The 19,190-nt window shown below is 49.0% G+C and carries 16 protein-coding genes; 11 read left to right on the top strand and 5 right to left on the bottom strand.

The genetic code is table 11. From position 1 onward, the window contains the following. Nucleotides 1–91: 91 nt before the first annotated feature. From GCE9029_RS08460 to GCE9029_RS08440, 5 genes are all read left to right on the top strand, one after another. Nucleotides 92–1,192 carry a polyamine ABC transporter substrate-binding protein gene (locus tag GCE9029_RS08460; RefSeq protein WP_062662579.1) on the top strand — a complete coding sequence of 367 codons (1,101 nt, stop codon included), beginning with the start codon at nt 92–94 and terminating at the stop codon, nt 1,190–1,192. Between the two features lie 74 nt (nt 1,193–1,266). Beyond that, on the top strand, nt 1,267–2,394 hold the full coding sequence (locus GCE9029_RS08455; protein ID WP_062662577.1) for an ABC transporter ATP-binding protein: 1,128 nt from the start codon (nt 1,267–1,269) through the stop codon (nt 2,392–2,394). Between the two features lie 92 nt (nt 2,395–2,486). Then, entirely contained in the window at nt 2,487–3,344 is an 858-nt protein-coding gene (locus tag GCE9029_RS08450; RefSeq protein WP_002542170.1) for an ABC transporter permease subunit, read from the top strand. Continuing rightward, nucleotides 3,341–4,180, top strand: coding sequence for an ABC transporter permease subunit (locus GCE9029_RS08445; RefSeq protein ID WP_002542171.1), 840 nt, complete (start codon nt 3,341–3,343; stop codon nt 4,178–4,180). Before GCE9029_RS08450 ends, GCE9029_RS08445 begins: the two co-directional genes overlap by 4 nt. 10 nt (nt 4,181–4,190) lie before the next feature. Beyond that, nucleotides 4,191–5,531 carry an NAD(P)/FAD-dependent oxidoreductase gene (locus GCE9029_RS08440; protein ID WP_157487787.1) on the top strand — a complete coding sequence of 447 codons (1,341 nt, stop codon included), beginning with the start codon at nt 4,191–4,193 and terminating at the stop codon, nt 5,529–5,531. A 45-nt stretch (nt 5,532–5,576) separates the two neighbouring features. Here GCE9029_RS08440 and GCE9029_RS08435 read toward each other — a convergent pair whose 3' ends face one another. Beyond that, complete coding sequence (locus tag GCE9029_RS08435) at nt 5,577–6,125, bottom strand: cupin domain-containing protein (RefSeq protein WP_062662571.1); 549 nt, start codon at nt 6,123–6,125, stop codon at nt 5,577–5,579. 348 nt (nt 6,126–6,473) lie between these two features. Between GCE9029_RS08435 and GCE9029_RS08430 the strand changes: the two genes are divergently transcribed. Together GCE9029_RS08430 and GCE9029_RS08425 are read left to right on the top strand one after the other, a co-directional pair. Further along, the gene (locus tag GCE9029_RS08430; RefSeq protein ID WP_062662569.1) at nt 6,474–7,778 is read left to right on the top strand and encodes an NAD(P)/FAD-dependent oxidoreductase; all 1,305 of its coding nucleotides are present in this window, start codon (nt 6,474–6,476) and stop codon (nt 7,776–7,778) included. A 143-nt stretch (nt 7,779–7,921) separates the two neighbouring features. Continuing rightward, complete coding sequence (locus GCE9029_RS08425; RefSeq protein WP_062662567.1) at nt 7,922–9,142, top strand: bifunctional alpha/beta hydrolase/OsmC family protein; 1,221 nt, start codon at nt 7,922–7,924, stop codon at nt 9,140–9,142. A 73-nt stretch (nt 9,143–9,215) separates the two neighbouring features. On the opposite strand, the gene GCE9029_RS08420 is transcribed toward GCE9029_RS08425, so the two are convergent. Further along, the gene (locus tag GCE9029_RS08420) at nt 9,216–10,712 is read right to left on the bottom strand and encodes an aldehyde dehydrogenase (protein ID WP_062662564.1); all 1,497 of its coding nucleotides are present in this window, start codon (nt 10,710–10,712) and stop codon (nt 9,216–9,218) included. 197 nt (nt 10,713–10,909) lie between these two features. Here GCE9029_RS08420 and aptA point away from each other — a divergent pair, with 197 nt between their 5' ends. Further along, nucleotides 10,910–12,247, top strand: coding sequence for an omega-aminotransferase AptA (gene aptA / locus GCE9029_RS08415; protein ID WP_062662562.1), 1,338 nt, complete (start codon nt 10,910–10,912; stop codon nt 12,245–12,247). Nucleotides 12,248–12,267: 20 nt separating this feature from the next. Further along, a complete protein-coding gene (locus GCE9029_RS08410; protein ID WP_062662561.1) occupies nt 12,268–13,752 on the top strand; it encodes a CoA-acylating methylmalonate-semialdehyde dehydrogenase in 1,485 nt (494 codons plus the stop codon). A gap of 68 nt (nt 13,753–13,820) precedes the next feature. Here GCE9029_RS08410 and GCE9029_RS08405 read toward each other — a convergent pair whose 3' ends face one another. The 3 genes from GCE9029_RS08405 to GCE9029_RS08395 all read right to left on the bottom strand — a co-directional run bounded on the left by GCE9029_RS08405 (nt 13,821) and on the right by GCE9029_RS08395 (nt 15,859). Beyond that, nucleotides 13,821–14,429: an EAL and HDOD domain-containing protein gene (locus tag GCE9029_RS08405; RefSeq protein WP_062662559.1), complete on the bottom strand. Its 609-nt coding sequence runs from the start codon at nt 14,427–14,429 to the stop codon at nt 13,821–13,823. A 167-nt stretch (nt 14,430–14,596) separates the two neighbouring features. Beyond that, on the bottom strand, nt 14,597–15,319 hold the full coding sequence (gene lpxH, locus GCE9029_RS08400) for a UDP-2,3-diacylglucosamine diphosphatase (RefSeq protein WP_062662557.1): 723 nt from the start codon (nt 15,317–15,319) through the stop codon (nt 14,597–14,599). Nucleotides 15,320–15,361: 42 nt separating this feature from the next. Next, nucleotides 15,362–15,859 carry a peptidylprolyl isomerase gene (locus tag GCE9029_RS08395; protein WP_062662554.1) on the bottom strand — a complete coding sequence of 166 codons (498 nt, stop codon included), beginning with the start codon at nt 15,857–15,859 and terminating at the stop codon, nt 15,362–15,364. Nucleotides 15,860–16,083: 224 nt separating this feature from the next. Here GCE9029_RS08395 and cysS point away from each other — a divergent pair, with 224 nt between their 5' ends. Continuing rightward, nucleotides 16,084–17,466: a cysteine--tRNA ligase gene (cysS, locus tag GCE9029_RS08390; protein ID WP_062663180.1), complete on the top strand. Its 1,383-nt coding sequence runs from the start codon at nt 16,084–16,086 to the stop codon at nt 17,464–17,466. A gap of 339 nt (nt 17,467–17,805) precedes the next feature. Next, nucleotides 17,806–18,774 carry a porin gene (locus GCE9029_RS08385; RefSeq protein WP_062662552.1) on the top strand — a complete coding sequence of 323 codons (969 nt, stop codon included), beginning with the start codon at nt 17,806–17,808 and terminating at the stop codon, nt 18,772–18,774. Nucleotides 18,775–19,190 lie beyond the last annotated feature (416 nt).

Below are 19,190 nucleotides of genomic sequence, written 5' to 3'. Positions count from 1 at the left end.
AAACCAGAGCTAATGAGCAAAAGTTCGGCTCTGGTTTGGACATTGGAATGTAGTAACGCGCTCGATGGGATTCGAGCCAAAAGGAGAAAACATGAAGATGGTAATCCGCAACAAAATTTCTGCCGTTGTGTTGGCAGGATTGATGGTTTCAACCGGGCTACAGGCTGAAGAAATCCTTCGAATTTACAATTGGAGTGACTATATCGCGGAAGACACGATAGAAAACTTCGAGAAAGAGACTGGCATCAAGGTCACCTATGATGTTTACGACAGCAATGACGTGCTGGAAGCCAAGCTGCTGTCGGGTAACTCAGGTTATGATTTGGTTGTCCCTTCGAATAACTTCCTCGCCAAACAAATCAAAGCGGGTGCTTTCCAGCCTCTGGATAAGAGTCTTTTGACCAACAGTGGCAACCTGGACCCGAAACTGATGAAGCGCTTGGAAATGGCTGACCCGGGTAACCAATACGCGATTCCCTATATGTGGGGCACTAATGGCATAGGCTACAACGTCGATAAAGTAAAAGAACGTTTGGGCGACGACATCCCAGAAAACAAGCTGGATTTGCTGCTAGACCCTAAATATGCCGCAAAGCTTAAAGATTGCGGCATTGCAGTCGTAGATTCTGCCGACGAGGTGATGCCTCAGGTGCTGCAATACATCGGCAAAGATCCTAACTCCACCAAGAAAGGCGATTACAAGGAAGCAGGTGAAGCGCTGACGAAAATCCGCCCTTACGTGACCTACTTCCATTCATCACGCTACATCACCGATTTAGCGAACGGCGATATTTGTCTGGCTTACGGCTTCTCCGGTGACATCTTCCAGGCGGCTTATCGTGCTGAAGAAGCGGGCAATGGTCAGGTGATTGACTACTCGATTCCAAGCAAAGGCGCACAGCTTTGGTTCGACATGATGGCGATACCGGCAGATGCGAAAAATGCCAAAAACGCCCATGCCTTTATGAACTACATCATGCGTCCTGAGGTTATCGCGCCAATCACTGACTATGTTGCTTATGCGAACCCAAATCCAGCCTCTAACAAGCTGGTTGACCCGGAAGTTCTGAACAACCCTTCTATTTATCCGCCCCAGGAAGTGATGGACAAGCTCTTTGTCTCTGAAGTGCTTCCGCTGAAAATCAGTCGCACGTCCAACCGCACCTGGACACGCATGAAAACGGGCCAGTAATGGCTTTGCAAGGGAGCTGAGGATTCAGCTCCCTGTTTTCGTGTGTGTCGGGTAGTCGCAGGGAGGATGAAACAGTGACCAGTAACCCAAATGGAAATGGCAACGGCGCGATTAAGCCGGAGTTGTTGAAAATTGATCGTGTCAGCAAGCTTTATGGCGATGTCCGCGCGGTGGATGATGTTTCCTTAACGATCGAGAAAGGCGAGATTTTCTCCTTGCTTGGAGGCTCTGGCTCTGGGAAATCGACCTTACTTCGCATGTTGGCAGGTTTTGAAACCCCGTCGAGTGGACGCATCTATCTCGATGGGGAAGACATTACCGATATGGCGCCCTATGACAGGCCCATCAACATGATGTTCCAGTCTTACGCTTTGTTTCCGCACATGACGGTTGAACAGAATATTGCGTTTGGCCTAAAGCAGGACAAACTCAAGAAAGCCGATATTCAAGAGCGCGTTAAAGAGATGCTGAAACTGGTGCACATGGAGCAATACGCCAAACGTAAGCCGCACCAATTGTCAGGTGGTCAGCGTCAGCGTGTGGCTTTGGCTCGATCTTTGGCGAAACGTCCGAAACTCTTGCTGCTTGATGAGCCGATGGGCGCACTGGATAAGAAGCTCCGTAACCAGATGCAGCTGGAAGTGGTAGACATTCTCGAGCGTGTAGGTGTGACCTGTGTGATGGTGACCCACGATCAGGAAGAAGCCATGACGATGGCGGGGCGCATTGCCATTATGCATGAAGGCTGGATTGCCCAAACTGGTACACCCACAGATATTTACGAGTCGCCAAACAGCTGCATGATTGCAGAGTTCATTGGTTCGGTTAACCTGTTTGAAGGCGAAATCGTGGTGGATGAAACTGACCATTGTGTCATTTCTTCCAGCGACACCGTTCAACAAATTTACGTGGGGCACGGTGTGGCAACCAACGTGGAAGACAGAAAAGTCTGGCTGGCAGTTCGCCCAGAAAAAGCCTTTATTAGCCGCGAGCAACCGAATGGAGAATACAACTGGTCAAAAGGCACCGTTCATGACATTGCCTATCTTGGCGGCACATCCATGTACTACGTGAAGTTACCAAGCAACAAAGTGGTGATGTGCAGCATGGCTAATGTTTCACGCCATCAAGACCGTCCAACCTGGGACGACGAGGTGTTCATCAGCTGGGAGGCCACCGGTGGTGTGGTATTGCGCGTATGACGACCTTGACGAATTCCCAGAGCAAAACGCCAGCACCAAGCAAAGAGCCGCACAAAAATAAGATGCTGTTTCCCAAGGGACGGCACATCACCATGGGTATTCCTTACCTTTGGCTGCTGCTCTTTTTTGCTGTGCCATTCCTTATCGTTTTTAAAATCAGTTTTTCGATGGCTGCGTTGGCCATTCCTCCCTATGAAGCCATCGTTGCTTATGTTGATGAAGTCATCGAGATTACCCTGAATCTCGAGAACTATTTGCGGATTCTGGATGATGACCTCTACTACCTTGCCTATCTGAGCTCGGTAAAAATCGCCTTTGTATCAACGCTAGGCTGTTTGCTTTTGGGTTACCCCATGGCGTATGCGATTGCCCGCGCGCCAGCGAGAATGCAAACGGTGCTTTTGCTGCTGATCATGCTGCCATCTTGGACCTCATTTTTGATCCGTGTGTATGCCTGGATGGGTCTACTTAGCAACACAGGGATCATCAACAACACCTTGATGTGGCTGGGTGTGATATCCGATCCGATTCAGATCTTGAACACCAACACCGCAGTGTATATTGGCATTGTGTATACCTACCTGCCATTTATGGTGCTGCCGCTATACGCCAATCTGGTGAAGCTGGATGGCAGCTTGCTGGAAGCGGCTGCAGATTTGGGTTCACGCAACTTCAACACCTTCTGGAAAGTGACCTTACCGCTGTCGAAAGGCGGCATTATCGCAGGCTCTATGCTGGTGTTCATTCCCGTGGTGGGTGAAGTAGTGATCCCTGAACTTCTGGGCGGCCCTGAAACCCTGATGATCGGTAAAGTGCTGTGGCAGGAATTCTTCAATAACCGTGATTGGCCAGTAGCCTCTGCGCTGGCGATTGTGATGCTGCTTCTACTCATTATCCCAATCACGCTATTCCACCATTATCAGTCCAAAGACATGGAGGCTGACCGATGAAACGCTGGCAATTTTCGACGGTCATGCTCTGGGTAGGTTTGGTTTTCCTCTACCTGCCCATGCTGATCCTGGTGATTTACTCTTTTAATGCTTCTAAGCTGGTCACCGTCTGGGGTGGATTCTCACCCAAATGGTATGCCGAGCTGTTCAAAGATGAGCAAATCCTGCAGGCGGTTTGGACCAGCCTCCGGATTGCGTTCTATAGCTCTACCATGGCGGTGATTATCGGTACGCTGGCAGCCTTCGTGATGACGCGGTTCCGACGTTCATGGGGACGGTTAACACTCTCCAATATGATCACCGCACCGCTTGTGATGCCGGATGTGATTATTGGTCTGTCCTTGCTGCTTCTGTTTGTACAGATGGGTGAGCTATTTGGTTGGCCAGCAGAGCGCGGTATGACCACGGTGTGGATTGCGCACTCTACTTTCTGTGCCGCTTATGTCGCAGTGGTGGTCTCTTCAAGACTCAGGGAACTGGATTTCTCGATTGAAGAGGCAGGTATGGATTTAGGTGCGACACCGTTTAAAGTCTTCTTCGTTATTACAGTACCCATGATTGCCCCTGCGTTGGTGGCGGGATGGCTTCTGAGCTTCAGTCTTTCCCTTGATGATCTGGTTATCGCGAGCTTCGTCTCTGGGCCAGGTTCTACCACGTTGCCTATGGTGGTCTTTTCTTCTGTCAGGCTTGGGGTTTCACCGAAAATTAATGCACTTGCCACTATCATCATTTTGGTTGTGTCGCTGTTTGCGTTTTTGTCCTGGTACGTGGCTCGTCGCGCAGAGCAAAAATCGCTGGAAGACATGAAGCGCCTCAACCAAGAGCTTCAGGAATAGGATTGTCATCATGGAACAAGTCAGTTCGATTCAAAACCAACAAAGTCAGTCTCAACACACCAGACAGGAAGCCAGTCAGGCACATGCGCCTTCGTATTACGCCGCGTCTGCCAACACTTCAGCGTTACGCGAAGTGCTGAATGAAGATATCACCACAGATATCTGCATTGTTGGTGCCGGTTATACGGGGCTTTCATCCGCACTGCATTTACTTGAAGCCGGTTTCAAGGTTGTGGTGCTGGAAGCCGCTAAAGTTGGCTGGGGGGCATCAGGCCGCAATGGTGGCCAGATTGTAAATAGCTTCAGTCGCGATATTGATGTGATTGAGAAAACCGTCGGTAAAGAAAAGATTGGCCTGTTTGGCGAGATGGCCTTTGAAGGCGGAAAAATCATTCGCGAGCGCGTAGAGAAATATAACATCCAGTGCGATCTAAAGGACGGCGGCGTGTTTGCAGCACTCAATGCCAAGCAGATGCATGAACTGGAAAGCCAAAAAGCGCTGTGGGAAAAGTACGGCAACACCCAAATGGAAATGCTCAGCGAAAGCGATATCCGTTCGGTTGTCGATACGGAGCGTTATGTCGGTGGCTTGCTGGATAAATCGGGCGGTCACATTCACCCATTGAACCTTGCCTTAGGGGAAGCAGCTGCGGTGGAAAGCTTGGGTGGCAAAATCTACGAGCACTCGCCAGTGGTGAACATTGACCGTGGTGAGCCGGCGAAGGTGGTGACGGAGCAAGGCTCTGTTACCGCCTCTTTCGTCATCGTTGCAGGCAATGCTTACCTCGGTAACCTGATGCCAGAGCTTCGTGCGAAATCAATGCCCTGTGGAACACAGGTGATTGCCACTGAGCCACTGACCGATCAGCAGGCGCAAAGTTTACTGCCGCAGGATTACTGCGTGGAGGACTGTAACTATCTTCTTGATTACTTCCGGCTGTCTGGTGACAAACGGCTGATATATGGTGGTGGTGTGGTTTATGGTGCGCGTGACCCAGCAGACATAGATGCGATTATCCGACCCAAAATGCTAAAGACTTTTCCGCAGCTTAGCGGTGTGAACATTGATTACCGCTGGACGGGTAATTTCCTGATGACTTTGTCCCGTTTGCCGCAAGTAGGGCGTATTGGTAGCAATATTTATTACTCACAGGGCTGCAGTGGTCACGGTGTCACTTACACCCACTTAGCGGGAAGATTGATGTCAGAAGTGCTGAAGGGGCAGGCAGAGCGATTTGATGCGTTTGCTGATTTGCCGCACTTGCCTTTCCCAGGAGGGCATCTTCTCAGCGTACCTTTTTCGGCACTGGGAGCCTGGTATTACACAGTTCGGGACAAATTTGGCATCTAGAAAGAAAACGCCCGTCGTCGGGCGTTTTTCTGGAATTGGACTTGCTTAGAAGTTAGCGGGCGTAGTTGCGCTGAACAGACGGCAGGTCGCATCGAAAGGGTTGGCAAAACGGTGTGGACGATTACTGTCAAAGTAATAGCTGTCGCCCACTTCCAGAACGAAAATATCGTCTCCGACAGTGAGTTCGAGTTTACCTTCAACCACCAGACCAGCTTCTTCACCTTCATGCTGAAGCATTTCTTCACCGGAATGCCCGCCTGGCGGATAGGTCTCAGAAAGCACCGAGATGGCGCGATTCGGGAACTCTTTACCAATGAGCTTCATAGATACAGACTCGTCGCCAATTTCCAGCAAATCCTGCTGGCGATAGACGACAGGTGCCGATTCAGTTTGACCGATGTCAGCTGAAAAGAACTCGACCAATGACATAGGGATGCCGGACAAGACTTTTTTCAGTGAGCTGACCGATGGGCTGACACTGTTTTTCTCAATCATCGAGATGGTACTGTTGGTTACGCCTGCGCGTTTAGCGAGTTCGCGTTGCGATAGTCCGCGACTTTTTCTAACGGCTTTAAGGTTTGCACCAATGTCCAATGTTCGACTCTCCCTGCTTTAATTGGGTTTTTTAAGCGTGCCCAATCACTGTAATAGATTTTGAACAAGCAATCCTACTTTCACTGGGACAGTAATCAAGCGTTTTGTGATGTTATCGTCATTATGTAAAAAATATAAATCAACGATACATGGCGAACAATGCGTCTTGTTGATCATTATCTTTCTTTGATGAAAGCAGATGAATCAGCTCGAATAAAGCTTGTCTCATTCTTGGAGAGCAGTGATGAACCGGTATTGAATAGCAAGTAAAGCGTATATTTTTTGCTTCACTACAACGATGTAAATACGATAGTCTTTGTTAATTATATTTTACAAAGGATGTAAGGCATGGCGCATACAGCATCAAATCTTCCCCATACTTCTTCTTTTTACGCCGCAACGGCAAAGTATCCTCAGCGTTATCCGGTTCTGACCGAATCTATCAGTGTGGATGTTTGTATTGTTGGTGGTGGGTTTAGTGGTGTGAACAGTGCCATTGAACTGGCTCAACGTGGCTATTCCGTGGCTGTGCTGGAAGCCAACAAGATTGGATGGGGGGCGTCAGGCCGCAATGGTGGCGAATTGATCCGTGGTATTGGCCATGGCATTGAGCAGTTTACCAACCAGATAGGTAAAGAAGGTGTCGCCGCCATCAGTCAGATGGGATTGGAAGCGGTCCAGATCGTCAAAGATCGTGTGGAAGCGTTCAGCATCGATTGCGATCTCGCGATGGGATATTGCGATCTGGCAATGAAGCCTTCCCACATGAAAGAGCTTCAGGAAGATTTTGATGATCTGAGCGCGAATCAATACCCCCATGAAATCCGCATGCTCGAAAAAGCAGATCTTGCGGAAGTGATTGGGTCTGACCGTTACATCGGTGGCATGTTGGACATGGGTAGTGGTCATTTGCATCCACTGAACTTGGTGACAGGCGAAGCGGCCGCCGCTGTGGGTCTTGGTGTCCAGCTTTTCGAAGATAGTGCAGCCACGGAAATCATCAAGGGCCAAAAGCCCATTGTGAATACTGCACAAGGGCAAGTTACTTGCAATTATCTGCTGCTGGCAGGTAACGCATATATCGGTCACAAACTGGAACCCTATATCGGCGGAAAAGTACTCCCAGCAGGCAGCTATATCATTGCGACTGAGCCACTGAATGACGAACAGGTCGCCAGCACCATTCCGAAGAACATGGCGTTTGCCGATCTCAGTATTGCACTCGATTACTACCACTTGTCTGGTGATAACCGATTATTGTTTGGCGGGTTGTGTACCTATTCCGGTAAAGATCCCAAAGACATCACTGGAGCCTTGCTACCAAATCTTGAGCGGGTTTTTCCTCAACTGAAAGGTGTCAGTATCGACTTCGAATGGGGCGGCATGATTGGCATTGGTGCTAATCGTCTTCCACAAATTGGCCAGTTGCCGGATGCCCCGAATATCTTCTATGCACAGGCGTATTCCGGTCATGGTGTTAATGCCACGCACATGGCCGGCAAAGTCATCGCAGAAGCGATCTCAGGGACTGCAGAGCGTTTCGATGTGTTCGCCAAGGTGAAACATATGACCTTTCCTGGTGGGCCTCTGCTGCGTTCGCCTTTGTTAGCTATCGGGATGACTTATCATCGATTAAAAGAAGCTTTATCTTAAGCCTTTCATTTCATACGAAACCCCATCAAAGCGTCTCAAGCTTAAGGCTGAGGCGCTTTGTTATCTTTTGCGATCTGTTCCGGTCATGTCTATGAGTGTTAGCGTGAGCTAAATGACGCGAATTAAATAACCGGGAGACGGAAATGGCAGCAAAAAGAAGCAAGGTAACCTTTCAAAGCAATGGGCTTGAACTTGCCGGAATGTTAGAGACGCCAGAGCAAAATGCAAGAGGCTATGCCTTGTTTGCACATTGCTTTACCTGCGGAAAAGATGTGGCGGCGGCTTCCCGTATTTCACGTGCTTTAGTGAACATCGGCTTTGCGGTCTTTCGTTTTGACTTTACGGGGCTGGGCGGCAGTGACGGTGATTTTGCCAATACTAACTTCTCTTCCAACGTTGATGATTTGGTCGCAGCGGCAGATTTCCTGCGCGATAACTATGAAGCGCCCCTGCTGCTGATTGGTCATAGTCTGGGCGGCCGTGCAGTGCTGTCGGCGGCGCACCGTATTCCAGAAGTGTCAGCGGTGGCGACCATTGGCGCGCCAGCAGATGCTGAACATGTGTCTAAACAGTTTGCAGCTCATGTGGAACAAATTGAGGCCGAAGGTGAAGCAGAGCTTTCTTTGGCTGGCCGTCCTTTCACTATCAAGAAACAGTTCCTTGATGATATCCGCGCCGACAATGATGATATCGAAAACCTGCGTGTACCGCTGCTGGTGATGCATTCCCCAACTGATAACATCGTACTTATTAAAGAAGCCGAGAAAATCTATACCCGCGCTAAGCATCCTAAGAGCTTTATGACGTTGGATTCCGCCGATCACCTGCTCACCAACAAAAACGATGCGCAATATGTGGCTGAGCTTATCGCGGCTTGGTCACACCGCTACATCGACAGGGCTGCGCCAATTAAAGAGGCAGAAGAGGGCGTGAAACGTGGTGAGGTGCTGGTGCATGAGCACAACAAACAATTTACCCGTACCATCCAAACAGACCATCACCAGTGGTTTGCCGATGAACCTGTCGATTACAGTGGCGACAATCTAGGACCAGACCCTTACGAACATGTTCTGGCTGGACTGGGCGCGTGTACATCTATGACGTTGCGTATGTACGCTAACCGCAAAAAGCTGCCATTGGATGATGTAAAAGTGACCCTGTCGCACAGTCGTCAGCATGGTGAAGATTGCGAGCACTGTGATGAAAACAACGCGAAGGTCGAGGTCATGTCCCGCGAAATCGAACTGTTTGGTGACCTAACTGATGACGAGCGTCAGCGCCTACTGGAAATTGCCGATAAGTGTCCGGTACACAAAACGCTGGAAGGCAAGATAGTTATCACTACCGAACTGAAAGATAAGTAATACGGCATTGGTAAATATAAAAGACCGACTCGATGAGCCGGTCTTTTTTACGAAAGTTAAGGTGTTAGTCAGATCAAAGCGCAATCCAGGTCGCTTTCACTTCCGTGTATTTCTCGAACGCGTGGAGTGATTTATCGCGGCCATTGCCGGATTGCTTGTAGCCACCAAATGGCGCTGTCATATCGCCACCATCATAATGATTAATCCACACCATACCAGTGCGCAGCGCTTTCGCGGTTTTGTGCGCTTTGCCGATGTCTGATGTCCATACCGCAGAGGCAAGACCATAGTCGGTATCGTTGGCAATCGCGACCGCTTGCTCTGGGGTGTCGAAGGTGATCACGGACAGCACAGGGCCGAAAATCTCTTCACGGGCAATCGCCATATCATTGTTCACATTATCGAACACCGTGGGTTCGACAAATAAACCGCCGGTTTCTGCCATGACACGACTGCCGCCACACACCATCTTGGCCCCGCCTTGAGCGCCTTTATCAATATAGGTAAGCACGGTATCCAACTGCTGTTGGTCAACGACAGCGCCGACCTGAGTTTCCGGGTCTAGTGGGTGTCCGGGTTGCCAGCCTTTCAGGTTCTCGACGACTTTTTCGATAAAAACATCTTTGATTGAAGCTTCCACCAACAAACGCGAACCAGCAGTACAGACTTCGCCCTGGTTGAACGCAATGGCAGAAGCAGCAGCAGAGGCAGCAGCATCTAGATCTGGCGCATCAGCAAAGACGATATTTGGGCTCTTACCGCCCGCCTCCAGCCAGACACGCTTCATGTTTGATTCTCCAGCGTAAATCATCAGTTGTTTGGCGATTTTGGTTGAGCCGGTGAACACCAGAGTATCAACATCCATGTGCAGCGCGAGCGCTTTGCCCACTGTGTGCCCAAAGCCGGGCAGCACATTCAGTACGCCTTTTGGCATACCTGCCTCAATGGCAAGTTCGCCAAGACGGATGGCGGTGAGTGGTGATTTCTCTGAAGGTTTGAGGACAACAGAGTTACCAGAGGCGAGGGCAGGGCCAAGCTTCCAACAGGCCATCAGCATGGGAAAATTCCAGGGCACGATAGCGGCCACAACACCCACAGGTTCACGGGTGATCATGCCGATTTCATTGTGCGGCGTAGGAGCGAGTTCGTCATAAATCTTGTCGACGGCTTCACCCGACCAACGAATAGCACGGGCGGCACCGTTCACATCAACCGCTTTGGAATAGCGGATAGGTTTGCCCATATCCAGCGTTTCAAGGAGCGCCAGTTCATCGCTGTTTTCTTCTATTAATTCCGCAAAACGGATCACGATTTTCTTACGCTCTGCAGGAGGAAGGTGAGCCCATACACCAGACTCAAACGTTGCACGGGCATTGCTGACGGCAAGGTTGGCGTCAGCAAGATCGCAACTGGCAACATTCGCCAAGACGCGACCATCAACAGGACTGATGCAGGCAAAGGTCTCTCCGGCGACCGCATCACGGTATTCGCCATTGATAAATGCCTGTCCTTTAATTGTTATAGATTGTGCGAGTGCATCCCAGTCTTGACGAGACTTGTGCGAAGTCATAGCAGCCCCTTTTCCCTGTTATGTGCGATGAATATGGTCACTGTGCACCATTTCAAAATATTTTACAATTAGTGCAATTTGTTCTTTGGATATTGAACAAAATACGTTTACTGTTCGTTATATTTGACATAGTATTGCAAATATTGGCCGCTAGGCAACATCTTGTTAACAACGGAAGCAAGCAAGGATACCTGACTATGGCAGTGAACAAACCACAGAATGAAGGAGCACGTCTGGATAACTTCTGGATGCCTTTCACCGCAAACCGTCAGTACAAAACCACGCCAAGATTACTCGCAAAAGCGGAAGGCATGTATTACACCGACGTTGAGGGGAATTCAGTGCTAGATTCGACGGCCGGATTGTGGTGCTGCAACGCGGGTCATAGCCGTGATCAAATCACTGATGCCGTAAGTAAACAGATCAAAGAACTCGACTATGCGCCAACCTTCCAGATGGGGCATCCTCTCCCATTTGAACTCGCCGAGCGTTTAGCAGAATTAGCACCTGCCGATTTGAACCGCGTGTTCTTCACCAATTCTGGCTCTGAATCTGCCGATACGGCGTTGAAAATTGCACTGGCCTATCAGCGGGCCCGTGGTCATGCCAATCGCACCATGTTTATTGGTCGTGAGCAGGGCTATCACGGAACAGGTTTTGGCGGTATTTCAGTGGGCGGCATGGTGAATAACCGCAAAGCGTTTAATAGTCAATTGCTGCCGAGTGTTGCACATCTTCCACATACACTGGACATAGAACGCAATGCCTTTTCGAAAGGTTTGCCAGAACACGGTATCGAACGAGCAGAAGTGCTGGAACAGCTGATTGCGCTGCACGGTGCAGAAAATATCGCGGCAGTGATGGTTGAGCCAATGTCAGGCTCGGGCGGCGTTATTCTCCCGCCAAAAGGTTATCTAAAACGTCTTCGTGAAATTACCGCTAAACACGATATTCTGCTGATCTTTGATGAAGTAATCACAGGCTTCGGCCGTGTGGGTGATGCCTTTGCGTCGCAGCGCTGGGATGTCACGCCAGACATCATTACTACCGCAAAAGCCCTGACCAATGGCGCGATCCCAATGGGCGCGGTGATGGTGAGCGAGAGTATTTACGATGCCTGCATGAATACGGCGCCGGAAGACACGATTGAGCTATTCCATGGTTACACCTATTCCGGTCACCCAGTCGCGGCAGCAGCGGCGCTGGCGACGCTCGATATTTACCGTGACGAGAACCTATTCGAGCGTGCAAGGCAGTTGGAAACCGAATGGGAAGAAGCACTGCATTCGCTCGATAATTTGCCGAATGTGATTGATGTTCGAAACACTGGCTTGATTGCCGGCATTCAGTTTGCTCCGAGCAGTGAGGGAATCGGTAAACGCGGCTACGACATCTTTACACGCTGCTTCTACGATGGCGTGTTAGTTCGCGCTTCCGGCGACATTATCGCCATGTCGCCGCCACTTATTATGGAATCGAAACATATCGATCAGATGGTCAGCACGCTGGAACGCGCCATCAAGCAAGCGATTTAACTGTAAGGGGATATAAGGATATGTCTGTAACGCATTATATTGATGGCAAATACACAGAGGAAAGCGAGCGAAAACAAGCGCTGTTCAACCCAGCGACAGGCGAGCAAAGTGGCGAAGTCTCTTTGGCATCAGTTGCCGAAACCGAAGCTGCGATTGCTTCTGCCAAAGCCGCTTTTCCAGCGTGGTCTGAAATGTCGCCACTTCGCCGTGCCCGCGTGATGTTTAAATTCAAGGCGCTGGTGGAAGAAAACATCGACGAGTTGGCAGCGCTCATCACCAAAGAGCATGGCAAAGTGCTGGAAGATGCCAAAGGCGAGTTAACCCGTGGGCTTGAAGTCGTCGAGTTTGCCTGCGGTATTCCTCATTTATTGAAAGGCGAGATGACAGAGCAAATTGGCTCGGGTATTGATGCCTGGTCGCTCAATCAGCCATTGGGTGTGGTGGCAGGGATTTCGCCATTTAATTTCCCGGTGATGGTGCCAATGTGGATGTTCCCGATTGCCATTGCCTGTGGTAACACCTTCGTGATGAAGCCTTCGGAAAAAGATCCAAGTTCAACGCTACGTATCGCAGAGCTGCTGACTGAAGCGGGATTACCTGATGGTGTATTTAATGTCGTTAACGGTGATAAAGAAGCAGTAGATGTGTTGCTGACTAACCCATATGTGCAAGCGGTCAGCTTCGTGGGTTCTACCCCGATTGCAGAATACATCTACAGCACGGCATCGGCGCACGGTAAGCGTGTTCAGGCATTGGGCGGCGCGAAAAACCACATGGTGGTGATGCCAGATGCGGACCTCGATCAAGCGGTTGCGGCTTTGATGGGCGCGGCTTACGGTTCTGCCGGTGAGCGCTGCATGGCGATTTCTGTGGCGGTTGCGGTAGGCAATGTGGCAGATGTCCTGATTGAAAAGCTGACGCCAAAAGTTAGAGAGCTTCGTGTTGGTAATGGCGTGATTGAAGGCATGGAAATGGGGCCTTTGGTAACGAAAGAGCACCTGAGCAAAGTGGAAGGCTATGTCTCGAAAGGTGTGGAAGAGGGAGCGGACCTCCTCGTTGATGGTCGTGGTATTCAGGGCGAAGGCGGAGACGGGTACTTTCTGGGCGGCTGTCTGTTCGACAACGTTACTCCAGAGATGACTATCTACCGCGACGAAATTTTTGGACCTGTGCTATCCGTGGTTCGCGTACCGGATTATGCGACGGCGGTAAAACTGATCAACGAACATGAGTTTGGTAACGGTACGGCAATCTTTACCCAAAATGGCGATGCAGCCCGCCAGTTCTGCCATGAGATTCAGGTAGGTATGGTTGGTGTGAATGTGCCCATCCCTGTGCCAATGGCATTCCACAGCTTTGGCGGCTGGAAGCGCTCGCTGTTTGGTTCACTTCATGTGCATGGTCCAGATGGTGTGCGTTTCTACACTAGACGTAAGGCGATCACTGCACGGTGGCCAACCGGGCTCAGGGCAAACGCCGATTTCATCATGCCGACTATGAAATAATGGCAATTTACCTGAAAGAAAAAAGGAACCGGACGGTTCCTTTTTTCATGTGGGGTACTGATTGAACGTTAAGCAACGTTTGAAAAGAAAATGCGCTCAGGCTTACTTAACTGATAGCCCTGAAACAGGTCGAAGCCCATTTCAAGCGCTGCGTGGTATTCATCGTCTGTTTCAATCTTTTCTGCCAGCAGTTTAAAAGCAAAACGCTTGCGGTATTTGGCAACAAACTGGGCGATCTCCGACAGGGTTTGTGCGCGAAAATCGATTTTGACGTAATCCGCCAAACGTAGAAAAGGGATCCAGTCGGAAGAAGGAATAAAATCGTCAAAGGCGATTTGGTATCCCCGCGATTTGAGACCTTCCAATGCCGTATATAACGAAGCATCTGCTGGGCAATCTTCCAGCACTTCCACGACAAGATCTTCCACCGGATAGCTAAGCGCTTTACCTTGGGTAAGGCTTTCATAACAAAAGTTAACGAAGCAGGGCAGTCCATCAGAAACGTGTGTGACGCCTTTATTGGATTCGGAGAAGAGATCTTTCAGTACGCTTGCGGTGGCGATTTCTGATTCCACACAAGGAAAAGAATCACGACAGCCTTCGCGAAACAGTAACTCGTAGGCAACTATCGTGTGCTCGGAGTTATAGATCGCCTGTCGTGCAATGTTTGAACGCATAGAATGCCAACAATTCCTTAAAGAGGATTACGAAACTAAGTGTATAGCAAGTCTCATATTCGAGAGTGCTAATAAAGGTTGATATTTCGCGAAGAAAAATAATGAGGAAACTAATACTTTTCTCATCTTGACGGCGTAATCAACAGCGCGCGAATTGCATCTGAATTTTAAAACGCGCGTGTTTGCAGTGAGCAGCCTTCTTCGGTACAGACCAAAACTGAACCTTGAGTGTACCAATCGCCGAGTACAATTCGTTGAGCCGGATCAGTGTCGAGTTGAATGTCATGAATATCCGGGCGGTGCGTATGACCGTGTATAAGCTGTTTCACACCGCTTTCTTTCATTACGCGCAGGACTTCAGATTGATCCACATCCATGATGTCTTCAGACTTTTCCTGATTGCTCTTAGTGCTGCCAGCCCTGATCTTCTCACCGATGCGGCGTCTTACTGATAGCGGTAATCTAAAAAACAGCCACTGAATGAAAGGGTTGTGCACTTTCTTGCGGTAGCGTTGGTAAGCTTCATCCTGAATACACAGCGTATCGCCATGCATGATCAATGTCGGTTTGCCGAACAGATCGATCACTTTGTGTTCGGGGAGTAATGTCATGCCTGATGCTTTGGCAAACCGTTTACCGACCAGAAAATCCCGGTTTCCGTGAATGAAGTAAATCGGTACCCCCTTATCGCTGAGCGCTTTGAATGCGTCAGCAACTTCAATTTGAAGTGGGGTTCCATCGTCATCGCCAATCCAGGACTCGAACAAGTCACCCAGCACGTAAAGTGCGCTTGCTTTCGGCGCCTCCTCATTGAGGAAACGGAGAAAACACTGGGTAATTTCAGGATGGGAAGGACTGAGGTGGAGATCAGATATAAATAATACGGTCATAGATATTATGAGGGCAGCAAGTGCTTGCTGCCCTTCAGTGCCTTATTCTTCGATAGTCACGCTTTCGATAAGCACTTCTTCTACAGGTACGTCCTGATGAACGTAGCCCCAGTTACCGGTAGCAACGTCTTTGATCTTGTTAACTACGTCCATACCTTCAACCACTTCACCGAATACACAGTAACCCCAACCGTCAGGCGTTTCTGATTTGAAATCCAGGAAGGTGTTGTTGTTCACGTTGATGAAGAACTGAGAGCTAGCAGAATGCGGCTCCATAGTACGTGCCATTGCAATGGTACCGACTTTGTTGCTCAGACCGTTGTTAGCTTCGTTTTTGATAGATGCGCGGGTTTCTTTCTCTTGCATGCCAGACGCCATGCCGCCGCCCTGAATCATGAAACCGTCAATTACGCGGTGGAACAGAGTACCGTTGTAGAAACCGTCACGGCAGTATTGCAGGAAGTTCTCTGCAGTTGCTGGCGCTTTTTCGCTGTTCAGTTGGATTTTGATATCACCAAAGTTGGTATGAAGCGTAACCATGATTTGTTCCTATAAATTCGCGTTTAGCTTTGAACGTTTGATTCTATCCTAGTGGTCGTGACATTCAACTGATCCCACCAGAAAAATCAGTCTCATGACTCAGCATAGTGCCTGCTTGCTTTAAATGTGTGCGTACCTTTGTTCACCCTTGCCTAAAGACGGCGGAAAAGGTGTAATATGCCATTCGACTTATCATTTAATTTGTAATGGGTAACCCGACTACCATGTTGAAGATTTACAACTCCCTCACCAAGCAAAAAGAAGAATTCAAACCTATTCATCCTGGCAAGGTTGGCATGTATGTGTGTGGGGTTACCATTTACGATTTGTGTCACATCGGCCACGGCCGCACCTTTGTGTCATTTGACGTGGTGTCGCGTTACCTGCGTTTCCTTGGTTATGACCTGAAGTTTGTTCGTAATATCACAGACATTGACGACAAGATCATCAAGCGAGCTGCTGAAAATGGTGAAAGCTGTGATTCACTGACTGAGCGTCTGATCGGTGAAATGTATGCTGACTTTGATGCGCTGAACATGAAACGTCCAGATATTGAACCGCGCGCCACTCAGTACATCGATGAAATCATTGCGCTGGTGGAGCGTCTGATTGAGCGCGGTTTCGCTTATGTTGCTTCTAACGGCGACGTGCTGTTCGAAGTCGCGAAGTTTGACGAATACGGCAAGCTGTCACGTCAGGACTTGGATCAGCTTCAGGCAGGTGCACGTGTTGATGTGGAAGAAGCGAAGAAAAGCCCGTTGGACTTCGTACTGTGGAAAATGTCTAAGCCAGGTGAACCGACTTGGGAATCGCCATGGGGCCCAGGCCGCCCGGGCTGGCACATTGAATGTTCTGCAATGAACTCGGCGATTCTGGGTAATCACTTTGATATCCACGGTGGTGGTTCAGACCTGACGTTCCCACACCACGAGAATGAAATCGCGCAATCTTGCTGTGCACATGACACCCAGTATGTGAATACCTGGATGCACAGCGGTATGGTGATGATTGACCGTGAGAAGATGTCCAAATCACTGGGTAACTTCTTCACTATCCGTGATGTACTCGCTCACTACGATGCGGAAACTGTTCGTTACTTCCTAATGTCTGGTCATTACCGTAGCCAGCTGAACTATAGCGAAGAGAACCTTAAGCAAGCACGTGCGTCAATGGAGCGTCTTTACACTTCACTGCGTGGCCTTGATCTGTCTGTGACGGCAGAAGGCGGTGAAGACTTCATCGAGCGCTTCAAAGCCGCGATGGACGATGACTTCAACACGCCAGAAGCGTATTCAGTGCTGTTCGACATGGCGCGTGAAATCAACCGCCTGAAAGCGGAAGATGTGGAGGCGGCTTCGAAACTGGCAGCGCGCATGCGTGAACTGGCAGAAGTGCTTGGTTTGCTGGAGCAAGACCCAGAAGCGTTCCTGCAAGGCAATGCAGGTGGCGATGATGAAGTGGCGGAAATCGAAGCTCTGATCAAAGCACGTAATGATGCGCGTGCAAGCAAAGATTGGGCGGCAGCAGACTCAGCGCGTGATGCATTGACTGCTATGGGTATCGTTCTGGAAGACGGTGCAGCAGGTACCACTTGGCGTCGTAAATAAGCCATATTGCTTAGAATAAAAAACGGAGCTTCGAGCTCCGTTTTTTATTTCCTTCCTTCCCTTGTGCATTGTCTTAATCAAAAAAAGTACTCCTCAAATTGTTTGCATGAAGACACCTAAATCCTTCTATTCATCATCGACACTTCTATAAGAGCACTTATTCATTGAGTTTGTTTTCATAATCTCACTTATGGGAGCCCATTTTTAGTGGCTTTGAGCGATTCTAGGCATGATGTTTAGGCGCTTGTCGTAATTATTTTTCTAATCGTTGTAGGCGCGATTACGTGCAGTTGTTTTGATGGAACTCAAGCGGCTGTAAAGCCGCAGGGATGGATTGAAATGAAAAAAACGATGATTACAGCGTCGATTATTGGCGCGGCAGTTGGCTTTAACACTTATGCATACACTGTTTACTCCAGTGATGAGTCAGCGCTCGATATAGGCGGTCGTATCGAACCCAGATTCAATGTGTCTGATGCAAATGAAGTGGATGAAAATGGTAATGCGAATGGCAACAGCTCATTCAATGACATTAGCCGGGCTCGTCTCCACTTTGATGGTGTAACCAAGGTTAATGATAATCTTAGTGTCTTTGGCTTTTACGAAGCGGAAATGACGTCAGACAGCTCCGATATCGAAAACCGCTATATGTACGCTGGCTTTGACACCAACTTTGGTGCGTTCTCCTACGGTAAGCAGGACTCTTCTCAGGTCATTCTGACCGACTTCACGGATATTATGGAAACCTTTGGTGGCAGCGCGGCTGACATTATTGAAGGCAATCAAGACAAAAGAGAAAACAACTTTGTCTATATGCTGGAAATGCCAGTCGGTCTGACGGTCACTCTCAACTATGTTGCTGCGGATGAGAAAGACAACGACACTGCTGGTGGTTCGGTGCTCTATGAGAGCCCTATAGGGTTGGATTTCGGTGTCGGGTATGTTTCTGGCGACCAAAGAACTGGGGTGGGCTTAGCCAGTGTGGAGGTCGATCAGTATGACGTTGCTCTATCGTATACCTTCAGTGATTTCTATATTGGTGCTCTGTACGTTGCGGGCGAAGTTGATAACGTAGATGTAGACGGTTACGAGATTGCTCTGGCGTATGACATCAATGACGTTATTTTCCGATATGTCTTTAACTACCGAGATTCAGATAATGCTTCGCATGATGTGGATTACAACGCGGTAGAAGGTGTTTACAACGTCACTGACAACTTTGTTGGGTACGCAGGCTATGAGTTCAATCGTCTCGATGGCAAGCAGAATGATGATCAGATGCAGGCGGGGGTTCGTTACAAATTCTGACATCTCTATCGACAGAAGGTAAAAAAAGCGGAGCTGATGCTCCGCTTTTTTGTGGAGCAAGCTTGGCAAAAAAATGGTTTCCCGAAGGAGTTGAGGGAAGGCCCAACCGTTACAGAGGGGAGATAAACCAACAAGCGTCATTCAAGGACAGGAAATGAAACTTGTGCCTTCAGGAAACCAGCAGTAAGCGAAGCTTAAGCAAGGCAAGACGTGATGCGTTGAGACGCCTACCTTTGATAATGACTTTACGCCTCGAACCTTAATGTAAGTTGAATAAGTTGTCTTTCAGTATTTCTCTCAACCGAATTTAGTACTTCCTGAATATCAACTGAATAGAGTGATGAATTAATTAATATTTCATTCTAATTTGATATTTTTATTTATAGTTGTGAATTAACTCATGGTGGTTATTGTTG

This window comes from Grimontia celer, from assembly GCF_900055185.1.
GTDB classification, from domain to species: Bacteria; Pseudomonadota; Gammaproteobacteria; order Enterobacterales; family Vibrionaceae; genus Enterovibrio; species Enterovibrio celer.
The sequence above is the reverse complement of the archived record's forward strand: the minus strand, read 5'-3'. Positions and strand labels throughout refer to the sequence as shown.